Origin of the sequence: Spiribacter salilacus, assembly GCF_009649225.1 — a bacterium.
Classification (GTDB): Bacteria; Pseudomonadota; Gammaproteobacteria; order Nitrococcales; family Nitrococcaceae; genus Spiribacter; species Spiribacter salilacus.
Window position 1 is genome coordinate 65,880 of record NZ_WJPP01000006.1, and the last position, 15,755, is coordinate 81,634.

Consider the following 15,755-nt stretch of genomic DNA (forward strand, 5'->3'; position numbering starts at 1 on the left):
TTGGCCTCAGACTCGGTCCGCCGATCGGTATCAGTGACGTAATCGGCGGTAATCCGCTCCCAAACGCCATCATCAGCAAACCGATCCACATTTAAATAATCGCTTTCATACCAGCCCTTTTGCGGATCTTTATCAAAACGACCATCGTCTTTTAATAGGGTGAAGAACTGATCGGCATCAGGATCAAGCGCAAAGTTATCAGTGACCGCGCTGTCTTCAACTAATGCCCAGACCTCACTGTTCTCTGGATCAACCTCAGATAGCTCGCGGCCAAGTAGCGCGAGTGAGATTGTCTCTTTACCTTCTTCACCATCCTCAGGATCTTCACCGATATAACGCCATACCTTGTCATCGCTAATATCTTTAATCAGCGTCTGATCTTTTTTGAGTTCAATGACTGTTGGGATGAGCTCCCAATCTGCAGAGTCTTCGGCGCCAGCTAGCGCATCAGACAGCAACGCGGTGCGATTTTGGCCGGTGTAGCGCCACAGCGACCCGGTATCGATGTCTTGCACCAGCGTTTCACCCGAAACCAAATCGGTGTGCAGCAGGTCAAGGTCGCGATCTGCACCGAGGTAGCGGTAGAGCTCGTGGGTTACACCCACCACATCGCCCGCGCCGGCCGCACTCAATGCCCGTTGCTGGGCAAGCGATAAATTTTCAAACTCATGCGGCGATTCAATCACCAAGATATCGCCGAGCTCACCCACCTGCCCGCCGGCCCACGCTTCCAGCGCCACGGCATTGGCTTTGATGTTAAGAAAATCACTCGATTCCGCCGCACCTAGGCTGCGAATATCCACATGCGGATTAAGGAACTTCGCAAAACCGGCGTTCAGGCTATATTCCGAGCGCGCCGCATCAATACCCGCCTCAGACAGGGCAGAGGCAAGGCCCGCATTACCATTGGCCTCTAGCGATAGCTGACCGTTCACCCCATCAGTGATGGAACCCGCCAAGTTATGCAGCGTTACGTTGCCCTCAAGGGACAAGACCGAGGCGGTTGGGTTATCCCATAGCGTCGGTAGCACTAACACCATATCGCCGGCAGTTTGGGTGATATTGACGCCGCCCTTGGCACGTACCGCTAAACCCCCATCTCCTTGGGTATTGCCATCAAGCAGAACCTGGCCCACGCTGCCATCCACGGCATCGAGCTGCACCCGATTACCGCGAATCTTAATTTCTTGGCCCTCGCCCGAACCGATACCTTCGATACCCTGGGCCGCCCGAATGGTGACATCACCGCGGGTTGATTCGATACGATTGGCAACCAACACACTGCTGTCGTTCTCAGTGGAGAACACCACCAGGTCAATATCACCACCGGCCTCAATATTGGTGGTGCCCTTGTTGCCTTCCATCGTCAGGTCAACCTGACCGCCCGCCTCAATCTGTGGCGCATAACCAAAGAAAGCGGCTGAATCGGTAAAGCGCACATCGCCGCCCACATCCAGGGTCATTGCCATGCGCGTCGTCTCTACGCCATCGTCGTTAATGCCCCCTTCGGCCAGCTTCACATCACCGCGGAAGATGACCGAGCCCTCGGAGCTATTCACAATCACGCCAGGGGTTTCTGAGGCGGTGATTTGACCAATCTGAATGGGATAATCAGCACGCAGATAATGCGTGTAATAGTCAGTCATGCCGGTGACGACAGTCGTCTCGACATGATGGGTTTTCTTCCTCAGCCAGCCGCCACCGGTTGTCCAGCTCTTTTGGGTGGTTGAGATGTTCTCAAAGGTGCTATCAAAGCGGTTGGCGCCCACACTCTGGTAATCATCACCACTCACGCTACGGCCTGTATCTTTCCATAGATCGGTATCTGAGAAATCGGTGCGTGGCAGATTCAGTGCGGTATCTTCACCTTCACCGACGAACTGATAAATCCGGTTGGTGCGGACATCCCGAACCTCTGAAACGCCTTTGTACAGCTGCACCGCCGTGTTGCGCTTGAGCAAGTACTCAATGCCATAAACCGGCTCATCACTACTAAAGGGAGAACCAACCGTCAGCAGGTCTAATAGCTCAGCTTCACTTAGCAGCAGCTCTGATTCCAGCAGCGGTTTTTCATCGGTGTACTCCACCGTCTGCCAGACATACTCGGTATCTTTAGAAAGCCAATCTGAGTCAACGCCAAAGAGGTTAAAGCTGTTGTTCTCGTACTTTCTAATCTCTGTTTCGGCAAAGCCCTGCCCTTCAACCCAAGTGTAGTAAAGATCTTCAGCTGGTTCGTAGACAATACGATGCGCCGTGTCACGCAGCACTTCATAGCCGCTGCCAAAGTTACTGGAATCAGCTTCAAACGCCGCACGTGCGGTTTCCATGGCGGCCAGATCAAAGACCTGATCTGTACCAATTGGCGTGTAAACGATCTCGCCATTAACCAAAGCGCCTTGGAAGTCAGACTGCGTGACCTCATCGCCCACAAAAACATACTCAGACTTCAACAGACGGGAGGTATCGTTAATGGTCAACTGCCCAGGGCGTGAAGCTCGCAGATCAATCCCGTCAAAAATCACATCGTACTGACTAAAGTTATCAACACGGATGTTTGGTGCGCCGTCCGAAACCAAAATCTGACCGTTACCGGTACTAAAGACCTGACCGGTTAGGGTAATGCTGCCTGGGGTGCTGGTGATTTCTTCAACCACAATGGCACCCAGATCGGCGTCAAAGTAACTCCTAAACGGCACCGTGCCAAAGTTCACACCATCCAAGGTGACCGCTGGCTGCTTGTAGTCATCCAGCGACTTACCAAAGGCGGCCAAGTTATACAGGCTAGTGGTTTGGGTGGCCGCAAAATCTTTTGAGACCGTCAATTGAAGGTCGGTAAATCCACTTTGAATTAGGCCATTAATGTTCAGATACTGCGCATTAATGTTGATATCGCCCTGGGCCACGATCTGCGATAGCGCGCGCTGTGTCAGACCGCTTTGCAACGTATTGAAATCAGCAAGCCGGTTATACGCCTCAAAGCCCTGCGTTTCGCTTTGTGATGGGTTAACGAGTGGATAACGGCTGGTGAAATCTGCCAGCTGGCGTGGATCTGCCATGTGCTGCCAGCCGGCCACGTTCAAATCAAAGTTGCCCGCGCTGGAGACATCGAGCTCCCCGGCACGCAACTGTCCCGACACCTCGATGCTGCCCATGAGGTTATTAACGGTCACGGCACCGTTTTCGTTATACACCGAGCCCAGCAGGAACAGATCCTGTGGGCCAGAGAGGCGTGACTGAATCAAGGTGCCGAGATTCAGACGAGCTGGCGCCTCACTGAGCTGGCGAATATTGATGCTGCTTTGCACCTCAGACGGGCCTTCATCCGTCAGCGCACCGCTATTCAGGAAAACATTGCCCGGATTAAAGGTGGTCATCGCCCCATCAACCGGTTTTACAACCAGCGAATCTTTGATCACGGCATCAAAGGTACGCATCTGAAGTGGGGTTGAGTTGAGGATATCAATACGCGCCGTGCTGGCCGTGCTGATACGCCCTCCTTGAATCAGATTATCAATGGTTGAGCCACTGGTGCTGGTGGCGTCGATAAATACCGAACCCGGGGCCGCATAGACATCCGGCATGTCGAGGAAGACCTCGTCCATTTCCTGTGCCACTACCTCAAAAGACTCACCGTCCACCACAATGGTCTCGACCAGACCCAGCTCGTCGAGCGCCTCGTTAACCTGCTTAAGCTGCTCTTGATAGCGCGCTATGGCTTCAGGATTGTCCGAATGGCTCGCCATCCAGCCCAAAATCGATTCACGCCGCTCCAGCAACATGTTGGAGACATTTTCGATGCGCACAATCGGCGCTTCCATGGCCACTGGCTTGATGACGTAGAACTTGCGATCTAGCGCATTAAGGATTTGTTGCTGCGCGGCCCGTTCTTCAGCATCAAGGCCGGCCATATCCAAACCGGAAAGATCCAGCGCGGCGTATTCCATCGCCACATTGGCATCGATATGCATTTTTGCTTTCTCAGCTGTGCTGAGCTCAGTCCCGACGCGATTCCAGTCAAACTGAGTTACCCCATCCACGGTCACCGGCAACACATGCAGTACCGCGCGATTATTCACACCCGCCTGCACCCGTGCCGTATCGGCAATATTGACCTGATTGGTTGACTCATCCACCTGCCCACGTCGGTCGATGCCAGAGCCATAAGGAATCAGGGACACGGAGACCATGCCGCCGGTTTCTGCACCGCGCTCATCCCCACCAATGCCCTCAACCGTTCTTAAGTGCACGTTGCCAATGGACTGCAGTACCGTTGCACCCGCAAGGTTAATCCGATTTTGCTCGCGAATGCTCAAATCTGGGTTGGGGTCGTTAATTGCCGGGAAAATACTGACCGAGGTGATTTGCGCATCACTAAAGCCATTGAGCTGGTTAACTTCACCGCGGCTATTCACGCCGGCCAACAGATGTACCGTGCCGCCTTGAATAAAGCTATCGTTGGTTTCAATCAGGTTGAGCGCATTCACGCGGCCCACGGCATCGGCACCCGTCACGCCGGTTAAAACGGAAGTGGTGTACATGTTGGCGCTGGCGTTTGCGGTGCCCACGCTGCGCGTAGTGATGTAGATATCGCCACTCGGATTGCGAATTTCCGCATCACCAATCGTTACCGCCGAGCGCGTTGCCGCGTCGATCTCACTTCGACCTTTTGACAGGCCAAACAGAGAAACACCCTCAACAAATACGCTATCTACCGCATACACATTGACCTCACTGCCAATATCGATGCGGCCCGGGTTTAGCTGTGAGCCAGCCACCTCAATGATTGCCCCATCGCCTACGATCACTTCGGCGGTAAAGCGGCTGGAGTCGGTCCCAAAGAGTGTGTGACTGACTAATGCATTGAGCGTAACCAAACCGGCTGAGCCTGAGGTCAGGTTATTCTCGTTGGCATAACGCTCTTTCAGGCCTAAGTTGCTGGCGTTAATCCGAATGTTCTTGGTGGCCCGCAGCGTGGCCTGCTCGTCAATCAGCGTATAGGCCGCGCCCGTCATGTTCGTCTCGACCAGCGCCCCGGTACCTGCTAGCAGGCCAAGCGCCTTGGCGTCTGCTCGCGTATCGCCCACCTGATTATGGCGTGCAAAAATCGCCACATTGCCACTATCAACCATCGTGCCCTGGCCAATCCGAGCAACCACATCGCGCGTGTCATCAACAATGGCGATAGTGCCGGCCAAACCGGCCAGCAGGCCTGCGCTGCTCGCTTCACTGCGCGCGTAGAGTGCATCGTGAGCCTCGGATTGCAGTACGAAGGTTTCAGAGCGGATCAGGCTATCGCCCAGCAGCGTGGCAAGCACCGTGCCCTCGGCCTGTGCTTGGGCATCCGATGCGCCCACCGACAAGCTTAAACCGCCGCTTACCGCCAGCCCGCTGGCACTGGCATCACCGCTAACGTTGGAGCGCGCATCAACACCCACCCGGCCTTGCGCAAAGACATGGCTGTCTTCGATGATGGCTTCAACCACATTGGCAAAATCAGCCCGCGAAACCGTGCCCGCCGCCGCCGCTGCAATAAAGCCAACCGCAACCGATGTTGCACGCACCTCAGTGGTGACATTTGCATTATTCGTTGCGGTAATTTGAACATCGCCACCGGCATTAACTACTGAGTCTTCTAATAGCGCGCGCGTGACTGTGTTGACCTTGGCAATGGCATTGGCACCACCGCCGGAGGCGGCCACGCCTAGGCCAAAGCTGCCGCTCATGGCAGCCGCCGCAGAGGCGGCGTTGGCGCTGGCCTCATCACTCGCTAATACGGCCAAACCGCCGGTTTGTGAGGCAAAATCAAGGCCACTTGCAATGGCTAAGATCTGGTTATCTAGGCGGTTTTCTGAAAGGGAAACACCGATCGCGATAGCGCCACTAACTGTACCAGCCGAGGCAGCTAAGCTAGCCGCAGCGGTATCAGAGACGATGGTGGATTTGTCTGTAGCCTGGATGGTGGCATCACCAAAGAGCCGGAGCTTGGTATCGCGCGCCTCGGCCAACACCAGTGTTTCAAGCTGGCTGTAGGAGGCCGAGCCAGCACCTGCCGCCGCAGCGCCAACCGCAGCACCTCCGGCCACCGCCAGGCTCTTGGCATCGACTTCGGTACGAATGGAGGCATCGTTGGTGGCACGCAGCGTAACGGTGCGGGCATAAATGTCGGCGTTAGTGGCAGTCGCTTTGACCATACCGCCAATGGCATTTTCGGCCACCGCGGAGCCAATCGAAATGCTCCCCCCACCTACAGCACCCCCAGCTGACGAGGCGGCAATACTGCCAATCTCTGCCCGAATGCTGGCGGTGTTATCGGCCAGCACATGCAGTTGATGGCCCGTGCTAATCTGTGCATTAGTCACAAGCGCCTGGGTATTGGTACTAATGGCGTTGTACGCATCACCAAAGGCACCGGCAAAGCTAACGCCGGCAAATCCACCGCCACTAAGGGCCGCACCAATGGCAACCGCCTCAGAGCGAATCTGGGCGTTTTCTGTGGCTTTGATAACGATGTCACGACCGCGAGACTCTAAAAACAGACCCTTCGCCTCGGCAATCACCTGATTGCTGACAGTATTATTCGCCACACTGGCGGATACGGAGAGCGCAATACCGCTGACCCCACTAAAGGCCGCGCTGATGGCCGCCGACTGCACATCGGCCACAATTGAGGAATCATCGGTAGCGGTGAGCGTAATGCGGTCTGCCCGCACCCGATCGCTGGCCTGGCCGCTGATATCGGCGCGCACATCCACTTCAATACGGTTAGTAGCACCCACGCCAGCGCCACTTAAGCCCAAACCGATCGCTCCGCCGCCGGCCAGTGCCACCGAGGCCGACTGCACATCGGCGGTAATGCTTTGCTCGGAATTAGCCGTCACGCTCAATGCGCCGATGGCATTCACTGACGAATCCGTAATGCGGGCATGGATCTCACCGCCCTCACGGGCCAGACCCACCTGACGCCAGAGATTGCGATTACCGTAATCCTGGGTCGAGAGATTGCCGTTTTGGTTAGCAATCAGCAGCAGGGGGGTCTCACCAATGTATTCGTACTTCTCGCCATCGCGCACGCCATGACGCACTTCAACCACTTGACCGGCAGCCACCACCGCTGGGCGGCTATCGGTGGTGTAGTTGGCCTCCACATCGCTGGGCTGCCAGCCAATCACATTGCGCGCCAGCCCTACGCCTATGGAGGCGGCCGCGCCAGTGGCACCGCCTGCACCGACAGCCGCGGAGAGCGCGCTGATACGCGCATTGATGGAAGCCTGATCCTGCGCATCCAGGTGAACGGCACCGGAGGAGTAAAGATCGGCATTGTCGACCAGCGCACGGGTGGCACCAGTAATTAAGTTCTTGGCATCGGCACCCGCACCACTTAAGGCAAGTCCGCTCGCACCGGCGAGACCCACCGAGGCAGACGCCGCCATGGCCTCGGTATGAATGGACCCCTCACGCTTGGCGTCAATCGTAATCGCCCCGGTAGTGCTGGATGCCCGCACCGAGTTGTGATCAAAAACGCCCGCCTGCACCACCGTCTGGATGGTGTTGCGCGCAATACTCGCGCCAATGGAGATGGCGGTACCGCCACCGCCGCCAATGCCGGCGGCAATCGAGGCCGCACCCGCAAAGCTTTGAATGCTGGAGCGATCGACCGCATCAATATCAAGACTGCCCACGGCAACCCGGCTATCGTTACCCGAGCCACGAATCTCCGCGCGCACCATATTAGCAATGACGTTACTGGCGTTTACCCCGGAGCCACTTGCGCCAATGCCGACACCGCCGCCACCGGCGACGGCCACCGAGCCACTAAAGACATCTGCGGTAATCCGCTGATCAGCCAGCGCATTGATGGTGAGTTTTTGCGCGGCCGTGACGCTGGCGTTGAGAATGCGCGCCTCGGTAATCGCCGAGTAAGCGCTGTCTTTACTATCGAAGCCCAGCCAGTTGCGGGCCACCGCCGTACCGATGGAAGCACCCACACCCGCACCACCACCGACGCCAACCGCCAAAGATTCTGTGCGCACACTGGCGTTAATGCCTGAGAGATTGGTGGCGGTAAGATCAAGGCCCGCCGCGCTGGTGACCGTGCTGCCGCCCTCAATCAGCGCCTGAACCCGGTTGCCGACTTGGTTAAAGGCCATCGCGGCACCACCGCTAATCGGCACACTCGCAGCCCCACTGCCGGAGACAGAAATCGAGGCTGCACTGGCCACGGCATTAATGCTAGTAGCGGTCACCTCGAGCACACTGCCATTAAGCGCCAGCTGGTAGCTGCGGCCCGACTGATCAATGGCCAGCCAGCGCTGATTGGCCTCGACCACGCGCAGCTGTACGACGTCGCTAACCGCCGCGCCTGCACCACGCAGGGCGGACTCTAAGGCATTGAGGGTGGTGGCACTGGGCGTATCGCCATCCAAAATGGCCGCCGCGTTGAGTGCGGCCACATTGAGGTTTGCTTCATTATTCAGGTCAAAAGAGCCCAGCGCCGTTGGGCTGGCATTGGCAGTAACTTGAATATCACCACTGGTGCTCTGAATATCGGTGACATTGCGCAGGAAGGCTGCCGTATCACCCAGGATCTCGTTAAAGCTCAGCGCCATGCCCACGCTTACGGCCACGGCTGGGCCGCCACCCACTGCACCACCAATCGAAGCCGCTTCGGCCACCGCATTGATGCGGGCCTGGTTATTGGCAGACACAACAATTGCGCTGGCGCTTAGATCCTGGGCGTTTTCCATGTACGCCAGCACGTCCATGTTGATGTCGTTAGTGGTCACGACACCGCCCACGCTAATGCCGACGGCCGTTACCGCTGATGCACCAATCGCCACGGTCTTGGCGGTGACCACCGCATCGATCTGTGCCTCAGAGGCCGCTTCAATACTCAAGGCCCCCGTGGCATCTACGCTGCCATTGCGGATGGCGGCCACGGTCTGCGCGCCATCTTGAACGCGATCAATCCGCCGCCATAGCGTGCGATCGCCATAATTCTGTTCGCCCAGTTTGGGATTAGTCAGGGTTGGACCGAGGTATTCAAACACCTGGCCGACCAGCGGGCCGGTGCGCATGCGAATGCTCTGCCCGGCCACCAAACTCGTGGGCGTGTCGTTATTCTCATAAGTGGCGGACACATCGGTGCTATTCCAGCCAATTTCATTGATCGCAATCGAAAGCCCGAACGCAGGGGCCGGTGCGGGGCTGCTAAAGCTGACCGCCACCGATTGCGCATCCGCACTGACTTGCGCATCAATTCGGCTTTGATCCTTGGCCTGAATACTCACCGCACCACCGGCCGTAAGGTTACTGTTCTCCAAGAGCGCGAAGTTGCCGCCGAGCACGCGGTTCACCGCGATGGCCCCCGCTGCACTGGCGGCCACAGAGGGACCACTTCCTGCAACAGCCACCGACACCGCCGTGGCACTCACCTCACTATCGATCAAGGCGGTGCGATCAGCTTCAATCAGCACATCGCCGCTCACATTCAGCGCTTGGCCGGTATCAACCTTGGCGGTGTTCACCGCGCTTAAGCTGTTGCGCGCCATCGCAAAAGCAACGGAAACGCTCGTAGCGCCACCAGCCAGTCCACCGGCAATCGAAATGGTTGAGGCTTCTACCTGCGAGAGAATGGTGCCGCGCTCCAGCGCGCTAACAGTAAGGTCACTGCCTACCGTGAGTGTGTTATTGGCCGTACCAATCAGCGCATCGGTGATGCTGCTCACTCGGTTGAGCGTGAGCACCGCACCCACACCAATGGTCGAGGACGACCCAGCCACCGCAATCGACTGAACGGCCGTGGCGCTTTCGATGCGGGCGTCAATAAAGCTATTAGAATCCGCCGCTACCGTGAGGTCACCGCCAGCGCTGAGATCAAGATTCTCAGTGGTGGCTGAGGTCACGATCGGGTCAGCCGTACCAAACACCCCGCCGGCAATCACATCAATGGTTTGCGCAAAGATGTTCTGCGCCTCATAACCGACGGTATTAAAGGCGAGCGTCACGCCAACCCCAATACCCCCGGCCTCAGTGGTATTGGTAATGGTGCTGATAATGCCGGCTTCGTTACGCGCCACGATGTCAATATCGCCACCAGCGGTAATCGAGCCACGCTGCGCGGTGGCTTCAGCCGAGGCCAGCACCGTGTTGGTGGCAATCACGCCGTTGACGGCAATGGAGACACCGCCCCCAAACATGCTACCGCCCGAGGAAATCACCGTGCTATTGGTCTGGGCCAGAATGCGGCTTTGCTCCACCGCGGAAATCACCACATCACCACCGGCACTGGCCACTTGGCGATCTAAATCGGCCGTCACACCACTGCGCAGGTCATTACGCACAATCAGCCCACCAAAGGCCGGCGCGCTAGAGGGGGTAATCGACAGACTCAGCCCGGGGACCAGATTGTTGGGATCAACATCCGCAAGCGCTTCCCAAACATCCTCGTCGGTGTAATCGGCCGTGCCCAAATCAACCGTGGCGTTGCTGCCTTTGTAGCGATAGACCTGCTCGGCATCCCCCAGCACTTTGCGCCACTGGTTGGTGTTGCCATAGTTCTGGCGATCAAGCTCGGCATTTTCCAGCGGCGTAGTGCCAATATATTCAAACACATCGCCTGAATCGCCGGCGTCAATGTCAAACTTCAGCTTGACCCGGTCGCCTTGATTGAGCGTTTCCGCTATCTCAAGGCTGGTGTATGCCGGTGCCGCCACTCGTACCAAATTGCCGTTAGAAACCGACTGTGAGCCCGAGCGATCAGTAAAATCAAGCCCGTCTTCTTCGAGCAGTAGCTTGGTGACCATGCCCAGGCCGCCATCATTAACGGCGCTGGCCACAGACGATAATTCGACATTGGCAATAATATTGGCCGCCTCGTTAGCCTCAATGCGGATATCACCGCCAGCGGTGAGTGTGCGCTGGGCACTCGATTCAATGGCTGCGTTTGTCTCAGCCGCGACCAGGTTGCTGGTGAGGATGGCGCCCACCGACAGCGCACTGGCCCCAATTAATGCCTCGGCCTTTGCCTCAGTATCGTTGCTCACGGTGGCGCGCAGCGTGGCGGTGTTATCCGCGGTCACGATCACATCGCCGGCGGCGTTTAGGTTGGAGTCTATAATCAGCGCATTCACGCGCGCCGGTTGGGTATCGCCAATATCTGTGCCAATCAGCGCATCGATGGTGCGCAGCAATACGTTCTGTGACTGATAACCGATGGTGTTAAACGCCAGCGTGCCGCTAATGCCGGTGTCACCGGTGATTACGTTGGAGAGGTTACGTGCGTCGATCAGCGAGCGGTTTTCGGCATTAACGGTAATTGCACCGGTGGTATCCGTGGTTGTCACCGTGCTGTTGCGAATTTCCGCATCCGCCGCAGAGAGCACCGCATTGGTGGCAATTACACCATTGGCCGCAATCGAGTCGCCCGTGCCTACCGCACTGCCGCCCGAGGACTCGGCCGTGGAATCGTTCAGCGCCCGAATGGAGGCCGTCTCGAGGGCTTCTACCGTGACCGTGCCGGCATTCACCGTGCTGTCGGCCACCCGGGCCAGCACGTTTGAGCGCACATCATTACGCACAATCAGCGCCGCCATGGCGGCGGAACTTGAGGCGGTAATATTCAGCTCAGGCACATCTTTGGCGGCCGATTCTTCGGTCCAGTAGCCAAAGTCTTCAAAATCGGTTTCATTCAAATCGATGGTGGCGGTCTCGCCCATGTACCGATACAGGCCACCACCCGTGCCACCGGCCGCATGCCCAGCGGCCAGTCGCACCACATCGCCAAACTCAACGGTTTGCTCGCCGTCGGTGCTCACGAACTTAAAGGCGCTTTCATCCAGCTGGTTGGCCGCGTTTTTAAGGATATCCATGCCGCCGGTGTTGCTCGTAACCGATGAGCTCACCAGCTTGATGTTGGAGAACACTCCCGCTTCATCTTCGGCGCGCACGGTCAGATCACCCGCGGCGCTGACGGTGCCGGTGGTGGTGAAGTCAATCCAGGCCTCGGCATTGCTCGCGACCATGTTGCTGGACACCACGGCGGCGGCGGCAGCACCCCCGGCACCGATCAACGCCGAGGCTTCTGAGGTAGCGGCATTCGATAAGGTGGCATTCAGCTGGGCTGAATTGCTGGCATCCAGCGTGAGATCACGCCCGGCGATTAAGGTGGTGTCTAACGCGGTGGCTTTGGCCTCGGTGGGGTCGGCATCGCCAATGCTGCTGCCCAGCACCGCATCAATCGCGCTAAAGATCAGGTTTTGGGCCTGCCAGCCCATGCTATTAAAGGCCAGCGATACGCCCACAGCCTTGTCACCCGATTGGGTTTTGCTATTGAGCGTGGCATCCATTAAGGCCGCGTTATCGGCCTGAATCAGAATATCGCGCCCGGCATCTAGGCTCGTGTTGCGCGCCAGGGCCTCAGCGCCGGATAACAAGAGGTTGGTGACAATGGTGCCATTAACGGCAAGCGAGGTGCCGGCACCCAGCGCGCTACCGCCGGAGGACGACACAATGCCCTCGCTGCTGGCGGCCAGCGTGACCGCTTCGGTGGCATCAATCGTAATATCCTGATCGGCCTCAACCTGCCCGCCTTCGATGCGAGCGAGTACCGCACCGCGCAAATCGTTACGCACCACCAATCCGCCGCCGGCGATGGAATTGGATTTGCCGATATTCAGCGATGGAATGATGGCGCCGGCACCATCCAGATTAATCCGCTCCCAGTCACTGCCTAGGAAGTTAGCGGTGGCCAAATCAATATCAGCCCCCAGCCCGGACCCTTTGTAGCGGTACACCGCTCCGCCCACGGCTTTGCTGCTGTCATGGTCTGAGGCTGCCCGCACCAGATCGCCCTGGGTAATGAACTGCGTACCGGATTTGCTGGTAAACCGGTAACTATCGGCCATCTGGTCCAGTAGGCCAGCGGCCAGGCTCGCGCCCCCATCATTGCTGGTACTCGAGATGGCTTTCATCATGCTGGATGCGGCAATTGAGGCCTCATCGGTGGCCTTTACGGTCACGCTACCGCTCGCATCCACGGTGGAGTTGATAATTTCAGCACTCGCCCCACTGGCTACCAGGTTGGTGACCAGGGCCGCGCTAATGGCAATGCCCTCGGCACCAATCAGTGCCGAGGCCGCGGAGGTGGAATCGTTGAGCAGCTCTGCCTCAATGCTGGCGGTGTTATCCGCACGCACGGTGACATCACCGGCGGCACTGATCGTGCTGTTCAGGATTAAGGCGCTAGCCTCAGCGGGCTGTTGGTCACCAATATTGGTGCCCATTAACGCATCGAGTGTGGCTAAAAGCAGGTTCTGCGGCTCATAGCCCACGGTGTTAAACGCCAAACTGGCGCCAAAGGCCTTGTCGCCCGACAGTGTCACGCTGTTGCCAATGGCCTCCATGGAGGCGTCGTTTTCGGCAAGCACCGAAACGCTACCGTCACTATCACCCGCACCAGTTGTCGTAATATCGCTACTGCGGATCTCGGCGGTGGCACTGCCAATCACCAAGTTCGTGGCAATCGCGCCGTTCTTGGCCACGGACTGACCGTCACCGGTGTTAGAACCGCCGGAGCTTTCGACAAAGCTATCGAGCTCGGCAACCATCGTAGAGGTCTCTTTGGCCGTCACGCTGAGGCTACCGGCCGTTAAGGTGGCGCCCGTGACCAACGCCACGGCACCCGATTCCACTTGGTTGCGCACCACCATGCCGCCCACGGCAATGGCATCAGAGCCGGTCACGTTACCGATATCCGGAATCAGGCCGCTGGCGGAGGTTTCGGGCTTCCAGTAATCCAGATCGAGATAGTCTTCGGTGGTAGGCGCAAAGTTACCGGTAACACCAAGGAATTCGTAAACACCCGCGGGAACCTCAACCGCCTCGCCGTCCACATCAACGGTGTAGCCATCGTTAACCTGTACCCGGTCACCAAAGGCGAGCGGGAAGCTGGAATCTTCCAGACCATCGCTGCTGTAGTAACGCGGCGGGTTGGCCAGATCAGTGGCGGTATCCAGCGAACTGCGCAGAATATCCAGGCCACCGGTATTGGAGGTAACCGAAGAGCTCACCAGCTTGGTGTTGGCGTAAATGCCCGCATTATCGATCGCTTCGACGGTCACATCACCGATAGCCGTGCTGTTTTCGGCCGGGTTATCCAGGCGTGCATCCGCACCGGCGGCCACCAAATTACTGGTCAGTACAAAGCCGGCAGCCGAGCCCGAAGCGCCATAGAGCGCTGAGGCTTCAGACTTGGCGGCATTGGACAGCGTGGCATTGAGCTGTGCGATGTTATCCGCGGTTATCGTCAGATCACCGCCCACATCCAAAGTGGTGCCGGTAATCTTTGCCACTGCTTCCGCCGGCTCGGCCACACCAAAGCCTGTTCCCAGCAGCGCATCGACGCTTTGCGAAAGAATGTCTTGGGCCTGATAGCCCAGGGTATTAAACGCGACCGCTGCGCCCACGGCGGCATCACCCGAGGTGGTGACGCTATTGAGCAGCGCATTGAGGCGCGCGTCATTCGTCGCTTTAACGGTGAGGTCACCACCGGTGGTGACCGAGCCACCCACGATCTCGGCGTTGGCCGCGCCCAGCACCAGGTTCACCACAATCATGCCGTTTTTAGCCAGACTGACTCCGGCGCCGGTGGCGCTGCCCCCGCTGGATGTCACGATGCCCTCAGAGCTGGCATTGAGCTGCGTGCGGCTGGTGGCTTCGACCGTGGCGGAGCCATCTAAAGTGAGGGTACTGTTATCGAACACCTTGGCCGTGGCACCGCCGCTTAAATCATTGCGCACGATCAGCGCACCAGCGGCCACCGAATTGGAGCCGGTGATATTCAACCCCTGCGGAATCAGATCAGAGGGATCACTCTCGCTAACGCGGGCCCAGAGGTTGGTGGCGTTGTAGTCAGTGGTACCCAGATTGACATCTTGATCTGAGCCGACGTACCGATAAGTCGCGCCCTGAACACCACTGGCTGTGTGACTGCTGGCCACCCGCACCCGATCGCCTTTCTCAAGCGCCTGAGTACCGGAGTTACTGGTAAAGCCATAGCTCTCACCCATCTGATCAATCATGCCGCCGAGCAGGCTGGCGCCACCATCGTTGGTGCTGCTAGAGATGGCCTTCATTACACTGGTGGCATTAATAAAAGAATTATCATCAGCCAACAGCGTCAGGTTACCGGATGCGCTGGTGGTGACATCACTGCCATCGATCTCGGTCAATGCCCCTCCGGCAACGCGGTTGTTGGCCAGTAAGCCACTGGTGGCGGAGCCGGAAGCCCCCCAAAGGGCACTGGCTGACGAGGTGGCATCGTTAAGGAGATTGGCCTCAATAAAGGATTCGTTAAATGCCTTAACATCCGCATCGCCCGCCGCGGTGACTGTGCTGTTGACCACCCGGGCAATAGCCTGCGCGTCGGCTGCTTCCTGCAAAGAAATGCCGAGAATCGTGTCAAAGCCTGCCTGCAGCAGGTTCTGCGGTTTGTAACCCACGGTATTAAAGGCAAGACTGGCCCCCGCGGCGTTATCGCCCGAGAGCGTGACACTCTTGTTGGTAGCCTCGATGCTGGCTTCGTTATCGGCAATGACGGAGACGCCACCGCTGGTGGTGGTGATAGTGCTGTTGCGGATCTCAGCTGTGGCAGTGCCGAGTACGAGGTTGGTGGCAATGGCGCCATTCGTGGCCACCGAGTCACCACCACCGGTGTTCGAGCCGCCAGAGCTTTCCACAAAGCTATCAAGCTCGGCAAT

At 57.8% G+C, this 15,755-nt stretch carries 1 protein-coding gene (only partly in view); it reads right to left on the reverse strand.

From position 1 onward, the window contains the following. A protein-coding gene (locus GH984_RS10460) for a hypothetical protein (protein ID WP_216643667.1) crosses the window boundary here: on the reverse strand, positions 1 to 15,734 show its 5' portion. It extends 15,547 nt beyond the left edge of the window; 15,734 of the gene's 31,281 nt are visible here — the first part of the coding sequence; the start codon lies at positions 15,732 to 15,734; its stop codon lies beyond the left edge, outside the window. Between the last annotated feature and the right edge of the window lie 21 nt (positions 15,735 to 15,755).